The sequence below is a fragment of the Kaistella pullorum genome (assembly GCF_014837035.1).
Classification (GTDB): domain Bacteria; phylum Bacteroidota; class Bacteroidia; order Flavobacteriales; family Weeksellaceae; genus Kaistella; species Kaistella rhinocerotis.
Map to the genome: position 1 here is coordinate 250,234 of NZ_JACSPS010000001.1, position 18,802 is coordinate 269,035.

13 protein-coding genes and 5 tRNA genes are annotated in these 18,802 nt (G+C 42.1%); 1 reads left to right on the forward strand and 17 read right to left on the reverse strand.

The annotated features are described in order from the left end of the window. Nucleotides 1-46: 46 nt before the first annotated feature. The 17 genes from rpoC to rpsU all read right to left on the reverse strand — a co-directional run bounded on the left by rpoC (nt 47) and on the right by rpsU (nt 15,527). Complete coding sequence (rpoC, locus tag H9628_RS01195) at nt 47-4,312, reverse strand: DNA-directed RNA polymerase subunit beta' (protein WP_251832291.1); 4,266 nt, start codon at nt 4,310-4,312, stop codon at nt 47-49. 104 nt (nt 4,313-4,416) lie between these two features. Continuing rightward, the gene (gene rpoB / locus H9628_RS01200; RefSeq protein ID WP_251832292.1) at nt 4,417-8,244 is read right to left on the reverse strand and encodes a DNA-directed RNA polymerase subunit beta; all 3,828 of its coding nucleotides are present in this window, start codon (nt 8,242-8,244) and stop codon (nt 4,417-4,419) included. Between the two features lie 500 nt (nt 8,245-8,744). Next, a complete protein-coding gene (rplL, locus tag H9628_RS01205; RefSeq protein ID WP_251832293.1) occupies nt 8,745-9,113 on the reverse strand; it encodes a 50S ribosomal protein L7/L12 in 369 nt (122 codons plus the stop codon). A gap of 54 nt (nt 9,114-9,167) precedes the next feature. Continuing rightward, nucleotides 9,168-9,752, reverse strand: coding sequence for a 50S ribosomal protein L10 (gene rplJ, locus H9628_RS01210; protein WP_251832294.1), 585 nt, complete (start codon nt 9,750-9,752; stop codon nt 9,168-9,170). Nucleotides 9,753-9,765: 13 nt separating this feature from the next. Next, nucleotides 9,766-10,458 (reverse strand): 50S ribosomal protein L1, encoded by a 693-nt coding sequence (rplA, locus tag H9628_RS01215; protein ID WP_251832295.1) that lies wholly within the window; start codon nt 10,456-10,458, stop codon nt 9,766-9,768. Between the two features lie 11 nt (nt 10,459-10,469). After that, a complete protein-coding gene (gene rplK / locus H9628_RS01220; protein ID WP_251832296.1) occupies nt 10,470-10,913 on the reverse strand; it encodes a 50S ribosomal protein L11 in 444 nt (147 codons plus the stop codon). A gap of 214 nt (nt 10,914-11,127) precedes the next feature. Beyond that, the gene (gene nusG, locus H9628_RS01225) at nt 11,128-11,670 is read right to left on the reverse strand and encodes a transcription termination/antitermination protein NusG (RefSeq protein ID WP_251832297.1); all 543 of its coding nucleotides are present in this window, start codon (nt 11,668-11,670) and stop codon (nt 11,128-11,130) included. Nucleotides 11,671-11,688: 18 nt separating this feature from the next. After that, nucleotides 11,689-11,892 carry a preprotein translocase subunit SecE gene (secE, locus tag H9628_RS01230; protein ID WP_251832298.1) on the reverse strand — a complete coding sequence of 68 codons (204 nt, stop codon included), beginning with the start codon at nt 11,890-11,892 and terminating at the stop codon, nt 11,689-11,691. Between the two features lie 13 nt (nt 11,893-11,905). Further along, a tRNA-Trp gene (locus tag H9628_RS01235) sits at nt 11,906-11,976 on the reverse strand. Between the two features lie 53 nt (nt 11,977-12,029). After that, nucleotides 12,030-13,217, reverse strand: coding sequence for an elongation factor Tu (gene tuf, locus H9628_RS01240; RefSeq protein WP_251832299.1), 1,188 nt, complete (start codon nt 13,215-13,217; stop codon nt 12,030-12,032). A gap of 293 nt (nt 13,218-13,510) precedes the next feature. Further along, nucleotides 13,511-13,585, reverse strand: a tRNA-Thr gene (locus H9628_RS01245). Between the two features lie 51 nt (nt 13,586-13,636). Beyond that, a tRNA-Gly gene (locus H9628_RS01250) sits at nt 13,637-13,709 on the reverse strand. Nucleotides 13,710-13,793: 84 nt separating this feature from the next. Further along, nucleotides 13,794-13,876, reverse strand: a tRNA-Tyr gene (locus H9628_RS01255). Nucleotides 13,877-13,892: 16 nt separating this feature from the next. Continuing rightward, a tRNA-Thr gene (locus H9628_RS01260) sits at nt 13,893-13,966 on the reverse strand. A 103-nt stretch (nt 13,967-14,069) separates the two neighbouring features. Next, on the reverse strand, nt 14,070-14,360 hold the full coding sequence (locus H9628_RS01265; RefSeq protein ID WP_251832300.1) for an HPF/RaiA family ribosome-associated protein: 291 nt from the start codon (nt 14,358-14,360) through the stop codon (nt 14,070-14,072). Further along, nucleotides 14,357-15,250 carry a tyrosine-type recombinase/integrase gene (locus H9628_RS01270; protein WP_251832301.1) on the reverse strand — a complete coding sequence of 298 codons (894 nt, stop codon included), beginning with the start codon at nt 15,248-15,250 and terminating at the stop codon, nt 14,357-14,359. Before H9628_RS01270 ends, H9628_RS01265 begins: the two co-directional genes overlap by 4 nt. 79 nt (nt 15,251-15,329) lie before the next feature. Further along, the gene (rpsU, locus tag H9628_RS01275) at nt 15,330-15,527 is read right to left on the reverse strand and encodes a 30S ribosomal protein S21 (RefSeq protein WP_251832302.1); all 198 of its coding nucleotides are present in this window, start codon (nt 15,525-15,527) and stop codon (nt 15,330-15,332) included. Between the two features lie 89 nt (nt 15,528-15,616). Between rpsU and H9628_RS01280 the strand changes: the two genes are divergently transcribed. After that, on the forward strand, nt 15,617-18,781 hold the full coding sequence (locus H9628_RS01280) for a UvrD-helicase domain-containing protein (RefSeq protein ID WP_251832303.1): 3,165 nt from the start codon (nt 15,617-15,619) through the stop codon (nt 18,779-18,781). Nucleotides 18,782-18,802: the final 21 nt, after the last annotated feature.

An 18,802-nucleotide genomic window follows, 5' to 3' on the forward strand; every position in this document is an offset into this window, starting at 1 on the left:
ATTATGGATTAAAATTTAAAATCCATAATCTACAATTCAAAATTACTTAGTTGATATCTTCGAATTCTTTCTTAGAACCCACGATGATGTTCTGATAGTCTTTAAGACCTGTACCTGCAGGGATTCTGTGTCCTACAATTACGTTTTCTTTCAGACCGGTCAGGTAATCTACTTTTCCGGAAACTGCCGCCTCGTTCAATACTTTCGTAGTCTCCTGGAAGGAAGCTGCCGACATGAACGATTTGGTTTGGAGCGCCGCTCTGGTGATACCCTGTAAAACAGGTGTCGCCGTTGCAGGAAGGGCATCGCGCACTTCTACAAGTGCAAGGTCCTCACGCTTCAGTTTGGAGTTTTCGTCTCTCAGTTCTCTGGCAGTGATCATCTGGCCTGGCAAGAATGCTTTTGAATCTCCGGCTTCCGTCACTACTTTTAGACCAAATACCCTGTTGTTTTCTTCAAGGAAATCGAATTTATGCTCCAGAGCACCTTCAAGGAACTGGGTGTCACCACCATCAACGATAGATACTTTCGTCATCATCTGTCTTACGATGATTTCGAAGTGCTTGTCATCAATTTTTACCCCCTGAAGACGGTAAACTTCCTGAATCTCATTCACCAAATATTCCTGAACGGCTGTTGGGCCTTTGATTTTCAGGATATCGTCCGGTGTGATAGATCCGTCAGACAGCGGCGAACCAGCTGTTACGAAGTCGTTTTCCTGAACGAGGATTTGGTTTGAAAGTTTCACTAAATATTTAGAGATTTCTCCAGTTTTCGCTTCTACGATCAATTCGCGGTTACCACGCTTGATTTTTCCGTAAGAAACTACACCGTCGATTTCTGTTACTACAGCTGGGTTTGAAGGGTTACGTGCTTCGAAAAGTTCGGTAACTCTCGGAAGACCACCCGTGATATCCCCGGATTTTGCAGATTTACGAGGGATCTTGATCAGGACTTTACCCGCCTTAATCTTTTCACCATCGTTTACCATCAAGTGGGCACCAACCGGAAGGTTGTATGATTTCTGCTCAACACCTTTAGAATCTACTACTCTAAGTGTAGGTACAGCTTTCTTGTTTCTTGATTCTGAAATTACTTTCTCCTCGAAACCTGTCTGCTCATCTATCTCCAGTGCGAATGAAATACCCTGGATGATGTCTTCATACTCTACTTTACCGGCAGATTCAGCAATGATTACCGCGTTATACGGATCCCATTTCGCAATGGTGTCGCCTTTTTTCACTTTATCACCCGGTTTTACCAATAGCTCTGAACCATAAGGTACGTTAGCCACCATAAGCGGTGTACGTGCTGCATTGTCTGCAACCAAACGGAATTCCGTAGAACGTGAAACAAGGATTTCAGCTTTTTTGCCTTCGTCGTTTTCGGAGGTTACGGTTCTCACTTCATCCATTTCCACGATACCGTCACGTCTTGCAACGATCGATGGGTTTTCTGAAATGTTACCCGCGGTACCACCCTGATGGAAGGTTCTCAGCGTAAGCTGCGTTCCCGGTTCACCAATAGACTGTGCGGCGATCACCCCAACAGCTTCACCCATGTGGATAGGTTTACCTGTCGCAAGGTTTCGTCCGTAACATTTCGCGCAAATACCTTTCTTGGTCTCACACGTCAATGGTGAACGAACTTCTACCACTTCAATTCCTGCACCTTCGATTTTTCTGGCCAGTGCCTCATTGATGAGTTCATCTGCATTTACCAGAACTTCGTCAGTTTCCGGATCGTATACATTGTGCAGGGAAACTCTACCTAAGATTCTTTCGGCAAGTCGCTCTACGATTTCGTCGTTTTTCTTTAACGGAGAAATTTCGGTACCTCTTAATGTTCCACAATCGTCTTCTGTAATGATGACATCCTGTGCAACGTCTACCAATCTTCTGGTCAAATAACCAGCATCGGCCGTCTTAAGAGCGGTATCCGCAAGACCTTTACGTGCACCGTGGGTGGAGATAAAGTACTCAAGGATCGAAAGACCTTCCTTAAAGTTTGCTACAATCGGGTTTTCAATAATTTCCGCGCCTGTAGAACCCGCTTTTTGTGGCTTCGCCATCAATCCACGCATCCCTGAAAGCTGACGGATCTGTTCTTTGGAACCCCTCGCACCGGAATCAAGCATCATATAAACAGAATTGAACCCACCCTGGTCGGTTTTCATTCTGCTCATGATCATTTCAGTCAGTCCCGCGTTGGTGTTGGTCCAAACGTCAATTACCTGGTTATAACGTTCTGTATCGGTAATAAGACCCATGTTATAGTTGGCCTTGATTTCGTCTACGTTCTCAACCGCCTGTGCGATCATGGTTTTCTTTTCAGCCGGAATTACGATATCTCCCAAACTAAATGAAAGTCCTCCTTTGAATGCATTTGAATAACCTAAGTCTTTCATATCATCAAGGAACTTCACTGTCGTAGGGAAATCTGTATCTGCCAATACTCTACCAATAACGTTTCTCAACGATTTTTTGGTAAGCAGCTCATTTACATATCCTGATTTTTTAGGTACAATCTGGTTAAACAATACTCTTCCTACAGTAGTTTCGGTAAGTTTAACAACAATTTCGCCCTCTTCTTTTACCGGTACTCTACATCTTATTTTCGCATTGAGGGAAACCTGTCCTTCTGCATAAGCAATTTCTACTTCTTCCGGTGAATAGAAGGCAAGACCTTCACCTTTCACTTTCATAGTATCTGTAGAATCAAGCTGCTTAGTCATAAAATACAGACCCAATACCATGTCCTGAGAAGGTACGGTAATTGGGGAACCGTTCGCAGGGTTAAGGATATTCTGAGAACCTAACATCAATAGTTGAGCTTCAAGAATAGCCTCTGGGCCTAAAGGTAAGTGTACCGCCATCTGGTCACCATCGAAATCCGCGTTGAATGCCGTGGTAACCAATGGGTGAAGCTGAATAGCTTTTCCTTCGATCATTTTTGGCTGGAACGCCTGGATACCCAGTCGGTGAAGTGTAGGTGCCCTGTTCAGAAGAACCGGGTGGCCTTTCATTACGCCTTCCAGGATGTCATAAACAACAGGTTCTTTTCTGTCGATGATTCTTTTTGCAGATTTTACGGTCTTTACAATTCCTCTTTCAATCAGTTTTCTGATGATAAACGGTTTGTAAAGCTCGGCAGCCATATCTTTAGGGATACCACATTCGTGAAGCTGAAGGTTTGGACCTACAACAATTACCGAACGCGCTGAATAATCCACACGCTTACCCAGTAAGTTCTGACGGAAACGACCCTGCTTACCTTTCAATGAATCTGAAAGTGATTTCAATGGTCTGTTCGATTCAGATTTTACAGCTGATGATTTTCTTGTATTATCGAATAGTGAATCTACAGATTCCTGAAGCATACGCTTCTCGTTTCTAAGGATTACTTCCGGAGCTTTAATCTCTAAAAGTCTCTTAAGACGGTTGTTTCTGATGATTACTCTTCTGTAAAGGTCATTAAGATCCGATGTCGCGAATCTACCTCCATCCAATGGAACCAATGGTCTCAATTCTGGTGGGATAACCGGAAGAACACGCATAATCATCCATTCCGGACGGTTGATCATCCTGGTGTTGGCACCACGGATGGCTTCAACAACATTCAGTCTTTTTAGTGCCTCAGTTCTTCTTTGTTTTGAAGATTCATTGTGTGCTTTGTGACGAAGGTCAAAAGACAACGTATCAAGATCAATTCTTCTCAATAATTCTTCTACCGCTTCGGCACCCATTTTGGCAACGAATTTATTCGGGTCAGAATCATCAAGATATTGGTTTTCTGCCGGAAGCGTATCCATAATATCAAGATACTCTTCCTCAGTAAGGAATTCTTTGTCCTCAAAATCAGAACCGTCGGCTTTTTTGGCAATACCGGCCTGAATCACGACATATCTTTCGTAATAGATGATCATGTCCAGTTTCTTGGATGGAAGACCCAAAAGATAACCGATTTTGTTCGGCAAAGAACGGAAATACCAGATATGAGCCACAGGAACTACCAGGCCGATGTGGCCGATACGCTCTCTACGTACTTTTTTCTCGGTAACTTCTACACCACAACGGTCGCAAACGATTCCTTTGTATCGGATTCTCTTGTATTTACCGCAAGCACATTCGTAATCCTTCACAGGACCGAAGATTTTCTCGCAGAACAAGCCGTCACGTTCCGGTTTGTGGGTTCTGTAGTTAATGGTTTCGGGCTTTAAAACCTCACCGCGCGAATCCTGAAGGATGGATTCCGGTGAAGCAAGACCGATAGTAATTTTACTGAAATTACTTGTTTTATTTTTATTTGACATTTTTTTTTGTTTAGATTAAAAGATTGAGAGATTGAAGATTGGAGATTTGAGCTTTTCTCTTGACCCATATTTGGTCTTGTGTCTCCTGTCTAAAAATCTCTTGTCTATTCTTCCAGTCTTATATCAAGTCCAAGGCCCTGCAGCTCATGCAGCAATACGTTGAAGGACTCCGGAATACCAGGTTCTGGCATTGCTTCGCCTTTTGCGATTGCTTCATAAGTTTTAGCTCTACCGATAACGTCATCAGACTTCACGGTAAGGATCTCTCTCAGGATGTTTGAAGCACCAAATGCCTCAAGCGCCCAAACCTCCATCTCACCGAAACGCTGTCCACCGAACTGCGCTTTACCACCAAGTGGCTGCTGCGTGATCAATGAATACGGCCCGATAGAACGTGCGTGCATCTTATCATCTACCATGTGGCCAAGTTTCAGCATGTAAATCACACCTACTGTTGCCGGCTGGGAGAATCTTTCACCGGTACCACCATCATACAGATAAGTAGAACCGAATTCCGGAAGACCTGCCTGCTCTGTGTAGCTTGTAATCTGGTCGATATTCGCACCATCGAAGATCGGCGTTGCGAATTTCAATCCTAATTTCTGACCTGCCCATCCAAGAACGGTTTCGTAGATCTGACCGATGTTCATACGTGAAGGTACCCCAAGTGGGTTCAGCACGATGTCTACAGGTGTACCGTCTTCAAGGAATGGCATATCTTCTTCGCGAACGATTCTTGATACAATACCTTTGTTACCGTGACGACCCGCCATCTTATCTCCTACGTTCAGTTTACGCTTCTTAGCGATGTAAACTTTAGCAAGCTTGATGATACCTGCAGGAAGTTCGTCACCGATTGAGATTGCAAATTTCTCGCGGTTTTTAACACCCTGGATATCGTTGAATTTAATCTTGTAGTTGTGGATCAACTGCTTGATCAACTCATTTTTATCGGCATCTACCGTCCAGTCTGCTCCGCTTACATTCACGTAATCTTCAACACTCTGAAGTAGTTTCGTAGTAAACTTCACACCTTTTCCGATGATTTCTTCATCAAGGTCATTGTTTACACCCTGAGAAGTTTTACCGTTTACAAGGGTTCCAAGTTTTTCAAGAAGTGTGTTTCTCAACTGATCGAATTTCGCTTTGTACGTATTTTCGATTTCCTCAAGCTTCAGCTTCTCTTCAGTTCTCTTTTTCTTGTCCTTGATGTTTCTTGAGAAGAGTTTTTTGTTGATTACAACACCTCTTAACGAAGAATCTGCCTTCAAAGAAGCATCTTTCACGTCACCGGCTTTATCACCGAAGATCGCGCGAAGAAGTTTCTCTTCCGGAGTTGGATCTGATTCACCTTTTGGAGTAATCTTACCAATCATGATGTCTCCAGGCTTCACTTCAGCGCCGATACGGATCATACCGTTCTCGTCAAGATCCTTAGTCGCTTCTTCCGAAACATTCGGGATGTCTGCCGTAAGTTCTTCCATACCCAATTTGGTATCACGAACTTCAAGAGAATACTCATCTACGTGGATTGAAGTAAACCAGTCTTCACGCACAACTTTTTCGTTGATTACGATCGCATCCTCAAAGTTGTAACCCTTCCAAGGCATGAAGGCAACCACAAGGTTTCTACCCAATGCCAGTTCACCGTTTTCAGTTGCATAACCGTCGCAAAGAACCTGACCTTTCTGCACTTTGTCACCAACTCTTACGTTTGGTCTCAAAGTAATGGTAGTACTCTGGTTGGTTTTTCTGAATTTGGTAAGTTTATATGTCTTAGTAGCCGATTCGAACGATACCAGATCGTCATCCTCGCTTCTTTCGTACTTAATTGTGATCTTGTCAGCATCCACATACTCTACCGTACCGTTTCCTTCGGCATTGATAAGGATACGTGAATCTCTGGCTACCTGATCTTCAAGACCTGTACCTACGATCGGTGCTTCAGGCTTCAACAATGGAACGGCCTGACGCATCATGTTAGATCCCATCAACGCACGGTTCGCATCATCATGCTCAAGGAACGGAATCAATGAAGCGGAGATACCAGAAATCTGGTTTGGTGCCACATCGATCAAGTCAACCTGCTGTGGTTCCACTACCGGATAATCACCGTCAAGACGGGCAATAACACGGTCTGTAGAGATTGTACCGTCTTCGTTCATTTCAACGTTTGCCTGAGCAATTACTTTGTCTTCCTCATCTTCTGCGTTTAAGAAAACTGCAGGTGTCTTAAGGTCAACTTTACCGCTGGTTACTTTACGGTAAGGTGTCTCGATGAAACCTAGGTTATTGATCTTCGCATAGATACCTAACGAAGAGATCAAACCAATATTTGGTCCTTCAGGAGTTTCGATGGGACAGATACGGCCATAGTGAGTATGGTGAACGTCACGTACCTCGAAACCTGCTCTTTCTCTTGATAAACCACCAGGCCCCAGGGCAGAAAGACGACGCTTGTGCGTGATTTCTGAAAGTGGGTTGGTTTGGTCCATGAACTGAGAAAGCTGGTTGGTACCAAAGAATGAGTTAATAACTGATGTTAAAGTCTTCGCATTAACAAGGTCAATTGGCGTAAAGATTTCGTTATCACGAACATTCATACGCTCACGGATCGTTCTTGCAATTCTCGAAAGACCTACACCGAACTGACCAGCAAGTTGCTCGCCTACGGTTTTAATCCTTCTGTTTGACAAGTGGTCAATATCATCTACCTCTGCTTTAGAGTTCACCAACTCGATAAGGTGACGAACGATGGAGATGATATCTTCTTTCGTTAAAACTTCGGTATTTTCAGGAATATTTAAGCCTAATTTTTTGTTCAGGCGGTAACGTCCTACTTCTCCTAATGAGTAACGCTGCTCTGAGAAGAACAACTTCTCTATGATTCCACGTGCTGTTTCCTCATCGGGCGGATCTGCGTTACGCAACTGACGGTAGATATACTCCACCGCTTCTTTTTCAGAGTTGGTAGGGTCTTTCTGTAGAGTATTCTGGATGATAGAGAATTCGTTTGAATTTTCTTTGTGAATCAGGATCGATTTAACACCAGCATCCAGGATAAGATCTAAATGTTCTTTTTCAAGAATCGTTTCACGGTCAAGGATGATCTCATTTCTTTCGATAGAAACCACTTCACCAGTATCTTCGTCCACGAAATCTTCAAACCAGGTGTTCAAGACTCTCGCAGCCAAAGTTCTTCCTTCCACTTTCTTCAACGCTGCTTTAGAAACTTTCACTTCTTCTGCAAGGTCAAAGATCTGAAGGATATCTTTATCAGATTCAAATCCGATCGCTCTCAATAGCGTAGTAAGCGGTAATTTCTTCTTACGGTCGATATACGCGTACATTACGCTGTTGATATCCGTTGTAAATTCCATCCAAGATCCTTTGAAAGGGATAATTCTGGAATAATACAACTTGGTACCGTTTGCGTGGTAGGTCTGTCCGAAGAACACACCCGGCGAACGGTGAAGCTGTGTAACGATAACACGTTCGGCACCATTAATGATAAATGAGCCGGAAGGCGTCATATAAGGAACCGGACCTAAATATACATCCTGTACAACGGTCTGAAAATCTTCGTGTTCAGGGTCTGTACAGTAAAGTTTCAGTCGGGCTTTCAAAGGAACTGAATACGTCAGTCCTCTTTCCACACACTCGTCAATGGAGTAGCGTGGTGAATCAACCAAATAATCCAGGAACTCCAACACAAACTGGTTTCGTGAGTCTGTGATCGGGAAGTTTTCTTCAAAGGTTTTGTAGAGGGTTTCATTTACTCTCTGTTCCGGCAGGGTATCCAGCTGGAAAAATTCTTTGAATGACTGGATCTGAATGTCCAAAAAGTCAGGAGTCTCAATCTTTCCCTTTGCAGCGGAGAAATTGATTCTTTCATTTCCCTGAGTTTTAGCGACGGCTTTAGATTTACTCATAAAAATTTTAAAGAATGAGGGTTAAAAAATATTTTGTTTTAAAAAATATCAGAGAGAATAAAGTTGGAGAGACGTGAGACGGGAGATGGAAGACTTTCACTTGAAAAATTGGCGCTTTTTCAGAAATACAGTGGTGAGGTCTTGGCTCCTGGCTCTTGGCTCTTGGCTCTTAATCCTTTCTAACTGCAACGCCGGTATATCTTTTCACGGAGTAGTGCAAAATATTCTTTGGGCCTTCGGGAACTTTTTAAAGTAAGAAACGGGCGAATGCAAAAAAACCTCTGTTCCGAAACGGAAAGAGCTGATTAATAATGATTTACCGGTTTATGTACAATAATTAGCGCCAAAAGGAGTGCAAATATACTCAGATTAAATGAGTTACGCAAATGAAGCGGGTATCCCGGAAGTATTAAAAAACAGTTAAAATCTTACTTGCAAACATTAAAACACAAAAAAACCCCACTTAAAAAAGTGAGGTTTTAATATATGTAGGTAATGAATTACTTCAATTCTACTTCAGCACCAGCTTCTTCAAGTTGCTTCTTAAGAGCTTCTGCTTCGTCTTTAGAAATACCTTGCTTGATTGGAGCAGGAGCGCTGTCTACCATATCTTTAGCTTCTTTCAGACCTGCACCTGTAAGATCTTTTACCAATTTCACAACTGCTAATTTAGAAGCACCTGCAGCTTTAAGAATTACATCGAATTCTGTTTTTTCTTCAGCAGCTTCACCAGCACCACCAGCAGCAGCAACTACAGTTGCAGCAGCAGGCTCGATACCATACTCATCCTTAAGGATAGTTGCCAATTCGTTTACGTCTTTTACAGTAAGGTTTACAAGCGTTTCCGCTAAGTTTTTTAAATCTGACATTTTAATAATGTTTTAATTGTTGAACGATTTATTTTGATTTTTTTTGAGTTCTTATTACTCAGCACTTGGTGCTTCTGTAGCGTCAGCGCTTGCTTCCGGAGCAGCCTCTGCAGCTGGTGTTTCTTCTGCCGGAGCCGCTTCTTCAGCTTTTCCTGTAGCTTCTTCTTTGTTCTGAAGTGCAGAAAGTACGTTTCTGATTGGTGACTGAAGCAATCCGATGATTTCTCCGATCATTTCTTCTCTTGACTTGATGTTTGCAAGAGTACCTAAGTTTTCATCACCAACATAAATAGTCTCCTGAAGGTAAGCCGCTTTCAGTGCAGGGATCTCTGCTTTCTTTCTGAAGTTCTGGATCAGTTTCGCCGGAGCGTTAGCTGTCTCAGAAATCATCAGTGCAGAGTTTCCTTTGAAACTTTCGAACATTTCCGAGTAATCTACACCTTCGATCTGCTCCATTGCTTTCTGCAGAAGGGTGTTTTTCACTACTTTAAGGGAAATATTCTGCTTGAACGCCTGTCTTCTGAAATCTGAAGTCGCAGAAGCATTCATGCCTTCAAGATTTGCTACATAAACCACTTTCGCGTCCTGCAGCATGTCTTTTATCTCTTGTATTACTAATACTTTATCTTCTTTTGTCATTGTCTTACAGATTTTAGTTTACAGATTTAGTATCGATTGCAATACCCGGACTCATCGTAGAAGACATGTAGATACTCTTCACATAAGTACCTTTAGCTGCAGTAGGCTTCAACTTCAATAAAGTCTGTACTAATTCCTGAGCATTTTCCTTGATCTTTGCAGCATCGAAAGATACTTTACCGATACCTGCGTGGATGATACCGTATTTGTCAACTTTGAAATCGATCTTACCAGCTTTCACTTCTGCTACAGCTTTACCGATCTCCATGGTAACAGTTCCTGATTTAGGGTTTGGCATAAGACCTCTTGGACCTAACACTCTACCTAACGGACCTAATTTACCCATCACAGCCGGCATAGTAACGATAACGTCTACGTCTGTCCAACCGTCTTTTATTTTCTGTAAGTACTCATCAAGACCTACATAATCTGCACCTGCTTCTTTAGCTTCAGCTTCTTTATCCGGAGTTACCAAAGCAAGAACTTTGATGTCTTTACCGGTACCGTGAGGAAGAGATACTACACCTCTTACCATTTGGTTAGCTTTCCTTGGATCTACACCCAATCTAACAGCGATATCTACAGAAGCGTCAAATTTTGCAAAGTTTACTTCCTTTACCAAAGCAGAGGCTTCGTCAAGTGAGTAAATTTTGTTTTTTTCTATTTTGCTTAAAGCTTCTTTTTGCTTTTTCGTCAATTTTGCCATTTCTATTCGTATTAAGCGTTTGTGGGTTTAGTTCCTGTTACTCTCAATCCCATAGATCTTGCAGTTCCCGCGATCATAGTAAGCGCAGAATCAATTGTGAAGCAGTTAAGGTCTGTCATTTTATCCTCAGCGATTTTCTGAACCTGAGCCCATGTTACGCTACCTACTTTTGCTCTGTTTGGCTCACCTGAACCAGACTTGATCTTAGCAGCTTCCATTAGTTGAACGGCAGCAGGAGGAGTTTTGATAACGAATTCAAAAGATTTGTCTTCGTATACTGTAATCACTACAGGCAAAACCTGTCCTGGCTTATCTTGCGTTCTTCCGTTAAATTGTTTACAGAACTCCATGATGTTCACACCTGCAGAACCCAAAGCCGGGCCTACTGGTGGAGATGGGTTAGCAGCGCCCCCCTTCACCTGAAGCTTAACCATTTTAAAGACTTTTTTAGCCATTGTTGTTTTTTAAAAAATTAAGAAATTTATGAATGTGGAAGCATTTATAAATCTGTAAAGTGTTGTCTCACCTAACAACTTTACATTTCGGACTGCAAAATTAAGAATAAATTTTAATTGGGCAAGTGTAAGATGTTGATTTTTAGAAAGAATTTAGATTTAAAACAAAAAGGCTGCTCAAATCTGAACAGCCTTTTATATAATATTTTAAAGTTTACACTTTTTCTACCTGCATGTAGCTAAGTTCCATTGGTGTCTTACGACCGAAGATCATTACAGAAACCTCTACTTTCTTCTTGTCTTCGTGAAGTTTTTCAATAGTACCGTTGAATCCGTTGAACGGTCCGTCTATCACTTTCACATTTTCACCTACAACAAACGGAATGTGTGTTTCAGCAGCAAATTCTGAAAGTTCATCCATTCTGCCGAGCATTCTGTTCACTTCAGATTTACGCATCGGTACAGGATCGCCACCTTTGGTCAAACTTAAAAAAGAAATCACGCCGGGAATGTTTTTTATGATGTGTGGAATCTCACCTACAAGGTTGGCTTCCACCATCAGATAACCCGGATAGTAAGGCTTTTCTTTTGGAACTTTTTTACCGTTCTTAAGCTGAATAACTTTCTCCATCGGAATAACCACCTGCGTAACGAAATTTTCGAAACCATGATGTTTCATTTCGTTCTCAATGTAGGTCTTCACTTTATTTTCCTGGCCGCTGATAGATTTCAGCACATACCATTTCAAGTCACTCATCTTCTTAGGAAATAATTTTTAATTGAATATACCGATAAACAAAGAAATCACATTAGCGATCGCCTTGCTGAAGAGTGAATCTACACCGAAAGTAAACAGTGCCAATATCACAGTGGCAATAGTTACCACGATGGTAGAAGACTGCAGATCCGGCCACTTTGGCCATTCTACTTTATCTTTAAATTCGGTATAGCTACCTTTAATAAAATCAACTAAACTCATTATCTGATATTTGCACGGGCACAAGGATTCGAACCCTGATCAACGGTTTTGGAGACCGGTATCCTACCATTGGACGATGCCCGTAGATTAAAAAGTTCCGCAAGTTTCCTTGCGGAACTTTAATATTTATTTAGAAATTAATCTAAGATTTCAGTTACCTGACCTGCACCAACTGTTCTACCACCTTCTCTGATCGCAAATCTAAGACCTACGTTAAGAGCGATTGGCTGAAGCAATTCTACAGTAATAGTGATGTTATCACCTGGCATTACCATCTCTACTCCTTCTGGCAAGAAGATCTCACCAGTAACGTCAGTAGTTCTTACGTAGAACTGAGGACGGTATTTGTTGTGGAATGGAGTGTGACGGCCACCTTCTTCTTTAGAAAGGATATAAACCTCAGCTTTGAATTTCTTGTGTGGCTTCACAGAGTCTTTCTTAGCGATTACCATACCTCTTTTGATGTCAGTTTTTTCAATACCTCTCAACAACAGACCTACGTTATCACCAGCTTCACCTCTGTCAAGGATCTTACGGAACATCTCAACACCTGTAATAGTAGAAGTAAGTTTTTCATCACCCATACCTACGATGTCTACAGGGTCACCTGTGTTAATTACACCAGCTTCGATTCTACCAGTTGCTACAGTACCTCTACCTGTAATAGAGAATACATCTTCAATTGGCATAAGGAATGGCTTATCCTGATCTCTTACAGGAAGCTCGATCCAGGTATCTACAGCGTTCATCAGTTCTTCTACAGTTGCAACCCATTTTGGTTCTCCGTTAAGAGCTCCAAGAGCTGAACCTTGGATTACTGGTGTGTTGTCACCATCGTAATCGTAAGAAGAAAGAAGATCTCTTACTTCAAGTTCTACTAGTTCTAATAATTCAGGGTCATCTACCATATCCACTTTGTTCATGAAAACAAGTACGTTTGGTACGTTTACCTGACGGCAAAGAAGGATGTGCTCTCTCGTTTGAGGCATTGGTCCGTCTGTAGCAGCTACTACAAGGATAGCTCCGTCCATCTGTGCAGCACCCGTAACCATGTTCTTTACATAATCCGCGTGACCTGGGCAGTCTACGTGAGCATAGTGTCTTGTTTCAGTTTCGTACTCAATGTGTGAAGTATTGATGGTGATACCTCTTTCTTTTTCTTCTGGTGCAGAGTCGATAGAAGAGAAATCTCTTGCAGTACCGAATCCTTTGTCAGATAATACTTTACTGATTGCTGCAGTAAGTGTAGTTTTACCATGGTCTACGTGACCGATGGTACCAATGTTCAAGTGTGGTTTGTTACGATTAAACGTTTCCTTTGCCATGATTTAATTATTTATTTAATTATTATTTAAATTTTCGGTGCGCAAATATAGTGATTTTTTAAATATTGAAAATCTTTTTGTTTAAAATTTTCTCTATTGAAATCTAATGCTTTACGTCACCAAAACCCTGGAATCCCAGTGCGCAAATTTACAAAAAAAATGGAAGTTGCAAAATTTCCGGTTTTGCGCCTTTCTGTTAATATCCTATTTCTCAATCAATCGCGTCCGCCGTATCATCAGGGCCGGGAGCGTGAAGAATTCCAAAAAAAAATCCCCCGTTATGGGAGATTTCCTGGAGCCAACTATGAGATTTGAACTCACGACCTCTTCCTTACCAAGGAAGCGCTCTACCCCTGAGCTAAGTCGGCAAAAAATCTAAAAAAAAATCACAAGCCGCGTTGGTTGTGATTTTTCGTTTGAGCGGAAGACGAGGGTCGAACTCGCGACATTCAGCTTGGAAGGCTGACGCTCTACCAACTGAGCTACTTCCGCATTTGTGTTTGCACACATGGTTGGTTTCGGTCTGCAAATTTAGGAAATTTTCTTTCCTACAGCTGCAAACTGTTTTATAAAATGTGGGGAGAGCAGGATTCGAACCTGCGAAGTCGTAAGACAGCAGAGTTACAGTCTGATCCATTTGGCCACTCTGGAATCTCCCCAATTTTATAAATAATGAGCCTCCTGAGGGATTCGAACCCACGACCCCGAGATTACAAATCACGTGCTCTGGCCAACTGAGCTAAGGAGGCAAAAAATAGATTTCAACAGAACTCTTCTCTTTTTGCGAGTGCAAATATAAGTGAGTTTTATTGAAATCTACAAATTATTTGTGAAAAAAATTAGCATTTTTTCTTACGCCAATTCTTTTTTCTTGATTAGCAGTCGCTTAGCAACTTCCGCACATTGGTCTAAACTTTCCTCGAAACTCGCCGTCGTCTTTTTTACCACGATATCATCGCCCGGAACCGCCAGTATGATCTCTGCCGTCTTGTTTTCTTTATCAGGATTATTTTCCACTTTCAGGAAAACGTTGCACTCCACGATCTTGTCATAAAACGTTTCCAGTTTGCTCAATTTCTTCTCAATGTGGTCTTCCAGTGGCGCATGTGGCGTCAATCCAATTGACTGTACTGTAATCTTCATATATCTTTACTTTTTTCTATAGCCCGCGGATGGGCCTGGTTAAACACTTTTTTAAGTTGTTCTATGTTCGCGCTGGTGTAGACCTGTGTACTCGCCAGAGACGAGTGGCCCATCAGCACTTTTACTTTCGAAATCTCAGCTCCTCCCTCCAGCAGATGTGTTGCAAAGCTGTGTCGCAGCATGTGTGGGCTCTTTTTTGGCTTCGATGTTACAAGACTAAGATAAGACTTTACCGCAGAATAGACAAACTTATCATTTACCTTTCTTCCCTTGGCACTTACAAAAAAATAACCCTCGTTGCCTGTGGAGGGTCTTCTGAATTCCAAATATTGTTCCAACCTAGCCGCTAAATCATTCGAAATGGGCACAATTCGCTGTTTATTTCCTTTACCTGTAATTTTGAGCTGCAAATTTTCGAAATCTACATTTTCAATCAGCAAACCTGTAAGTTCTGCGCGCCGCATACCCGTCTGGTAAAGGGTTTCGATTATAAGCTCTTTTAGAGCGTCTTTCTTTATAGGCTTATGTGCTTCATCTGTAAGGTTTTCCATCTCCTCCACAGAAAATGGAGAATGAGGTTCGGCATAGAATTTCAGTGTTTGGATTTGAGCTAATGGCGACGCGCTCACCTCGCCCAGCTGCATCATGAAGCGGTAAAAGCTCCGCAGCGAAGAAAGTTTACGGTTGATGCTCCGCTTCGCCACCTTATTTTCACCCAATGACGAAATGAAGTTCCGTACGATCTTTTTATCAACTTCCGAAAAATTCTGGTGAGATTCTGTGCGCAGCAGAAATTCTGAAAAATCATTTAAGTCGCGGCGATAACTCAGCACGGTGTTCTCCGAATATTTTTTTTCAACCGCAATGTATTCCAGAAATCGCTCAATCATAGTATATAAACAAAAAAATCACCTTCCAAATATAAATATTTGAAAAGTGATTGAGGTATTTTCGTCAAAGAAAATTTTCTTATGCCTGCTCGTCGCGGCTGGCATTTTTCTGCTTGTAAGCAGCTTTCAACTTAGATTGTCTGTTTAATACAGAAGGTTTAATGAACTGCTGACGGCTTCTAAGCGCACGGATAGTTCCGGTCTTATCAAATTTTCTTTTGTATTTCTTTAATGCTCTGTCGATAGCTTCGCCATCTTTTACTGGAATAATTAACATAGTTTACATCTCATTTTGGATTGCAAAAGTAAGATTATATTTCGGATTGACAAATATTTTGTTATTTTTAATGTCAATTACCACTTCACATGATCCACAAAAACTACCGCGTTATCAATGCTTCGGCTGGTTCCGGAAAAACGTATGCGCTGGTCCTCAACCTGCTTTCAATCTGTCTTAAACATCCAAACCAACCAGACAGGATCGGGAACATCCTTGCGCTTACTTTCACGAACAAAGCCGCAAACGAGATGAAACACCGTATCATCAGTTGGCTTACTGCTTTTGCGGGCGAAGATTTTGCGGAGAATGGTGAACTTAAAAATATTCAGCAGAAAATGCAGGCTCAGGGAACTGAAGTTTCACTTAGCGAGCTGCACCGCCGCTCAAAAAAAATCCTCGATTATGTACTGCACAATTATTCCGCGCTGAATATTGGCACGATTGATAAATTTAATTCAAGACTTGTACGCAGTTTTTCATACGAACTGGGCCTTGCCCAAAATTTTAACCTCGAAATTAACGCAGAGCCTTATCTCGTGGAAGCAGTCGAGAAAATGCTCGAAGAAATAGGTGATGAAAATGAGGTTTCAGATGCGTTTATGGATTTCGTGAACTACAGCCTCGATAATGATGAGCGCGTCAACCTCACCAAAACGCTGTATAACTCTGCGAAAGAATTCGTGCAGGACAAACATTATTTCCGGCTGAGCCAAAACAAAGATTTCGACTGGAAAGTCTATGGTCAGGCCAAACAAAAATTGCGCGACAACATTAAAACACTTAAAGCAGAATCTCAGCAGATTGCAGAATCCTGCGTTCAACTTTTTAATGAAAGAGACCTCACAATTGCTGATTTCGCCGGTGGCTCCGTCAACGGTATTGCTAAATTTTTCTTCGAGACGCTCAAATATTTTAAAAAAGAAAGACCCGATATTCCGTTTCCAAAAGATGAAGAATCAGCTTTAAAGACTTTTGAAAAAGGCGCATCATCGAGCGGCAAAAAACGGCAGGGTGAGATTCTCGAAATCATTGAATTCCTGATTGAAAGTCGATGGAAAATCATTAAAAACTATATCGCCATTCAGCGGGAAGAGAAGACGCTGCACGCACTTTTGCCGTTGAAGGTAAACAAAGACATCCAGGATAAACTGGCCGAAATAGAAGATAAAAACGACGTCGTGCTGCTCTCGAAATTCAACGTAATGATCCACGAACAGCTGCGGACCGAGCCTACGGCATTCATTTATGAGAAAGTGGGCACGCAGTTTTCGCATTATTTTTTCGATGAGTTTCAGGATACGTCCTTTTTGCAGTGGCAAAATTTCATTCCGCTGCGCGATCATGCCGTGAACAGCGACGAAATGAGTTTCACCCTCGTGGGCGACCCGAAGCAAAGTATCTACCGGTTTCGCGGGGGAGATTCAGAACTGATGCTCGACATCATCAACCGGAAAGAAAAATCGCAGGCGCTTGCCGACGTTGAAAACCTGGAGCACAACTGGCGCAGCGCGAAAAACATTGTGAAATTCAACAACGGTTTATATCAATTTCTATCCACACATACGCAGGAATCGCACTGCGATATTTTTGGCAAAGGATCGCAGCAAATACCGAAATCATCGGGAAACGGACGTGTGCGCATCAATCTGATCGAAAATGCAAAGCGCGAAGTCTATTTCGATGAAGTGGCCAATAAAATGCGCACAGACCTACAAGACTGTCTGGACAATGGCTTCCGGTTTTCGGACATTACGATCCTGTGCCGCTCTAATAAAGAAATCCTTCAGTTTTCAAGGCTTTTGAGTAACCTTAAAGTGAATTATAACGGACAGGAAGAATATATCAAAAGTGTTTCAGAATCCGGACTGACACTTAATTTATCATCCACACTGCTGGCGCTCACCGAATTTCTGAAATGGGAACAAAACCCCAAAAACATGCAGTTCCCGGTGAAGATGCTTTACCATCTTGAGGTCCTCGGCCGCATCAAAACAGAAGATTTCAGTGCCGAGATGATGCAGATGCTGAGTTGCAAAACGAAACCTGCGATGATAGATTTCGTCAAGAATAGATACGGCCTAAATCTACATTCAGGCACCTTGCTGAACCTCAACCTTTACAATTTTGTGGAGCATTACCTGCTCGAATTTTCGGTTAGCGGTAAGGAGGCCGATTTCCTGTTCAATTACCTTGAGATGCTTTATGCCTTCAGCCAAAATGCCGGCGCGAATCTGAAGGAATTCTTAAGATTTTGGGATGAAGAGGCGCACGACTCTACCATTCAGGCCTCCGACAATCTGGATGCGGTGAAACTGATGACCATTCATAAAGCAAAAGGGCTAGAGTTTCCAGTCGTTTTTCTCCCCATGGCAAACAGCCACAAAGACAATAAATTCAACAACTGGTTTGATGTGAAAGACCACGAAGGTCTGGCCTCGGTAAATGTGAAAAGCTTCAGTAGCGAAGCGGAGGTTTATGATGAAGAACTGGCCAAATTCAATGAAGAAAACACTTATCAAAACCTTATTGACCGGTTTTGCCTGCAATATGTGGCAACTACCCGCGCGGCTGAACAGCTTTATCTTTATATCGAAAAACCGAATAAAACCACGAACTATCTCGAAATCTATGACTTTTTAAAGACAAATATTCCAAAAGATGAACAGAATGAAGAGTTGTCTTCTTATGATCTGTATCCGGTTTCACCGGAAGATTTAAAGAAAAAAGAGACTTCCGAAACAGAAAAATTCATCACCAAATCGGTTACATTTAAAAATGAGATCAGGCCAAATCCGGAGGCTATAAAAATTGCAACACCATCTAAATCGTACCAGAACCGCGTAGAAAAAGTGCGCACCGGGATTTTCACGCACGAGGTTCTCTCAAAGATCAATTCGGCGGCAGATGTGGAGAAAACCCTCGCCACGTACGTGCTGGAAGGCATCATCACGCAGGATGAAAAAGTTGAAATTGCCGGGCGCATTTCCAACATAATCAATGATTTGCGCTACGCCCGTTATTTCGAAGCTGGCCAAAAAGTAATCAACGAGAAAGACATCATGATTTCGGCTGACGGCGAATCAAAAATCTACCGTCCGGACAGGCTCATCAATACCGGTGACGGCTACATCATCCTCGATTTCAAAACCGGCGACATTAAAGAAAAACACGAACAGCAGCTTAACGAATACCGCGCGGTATTAGAAAAGCTTGGCGAAAAAGTGATCGAAAGTAATCTTATTTATGTTTAAAAAAAATCCTGCTCGTAAGAA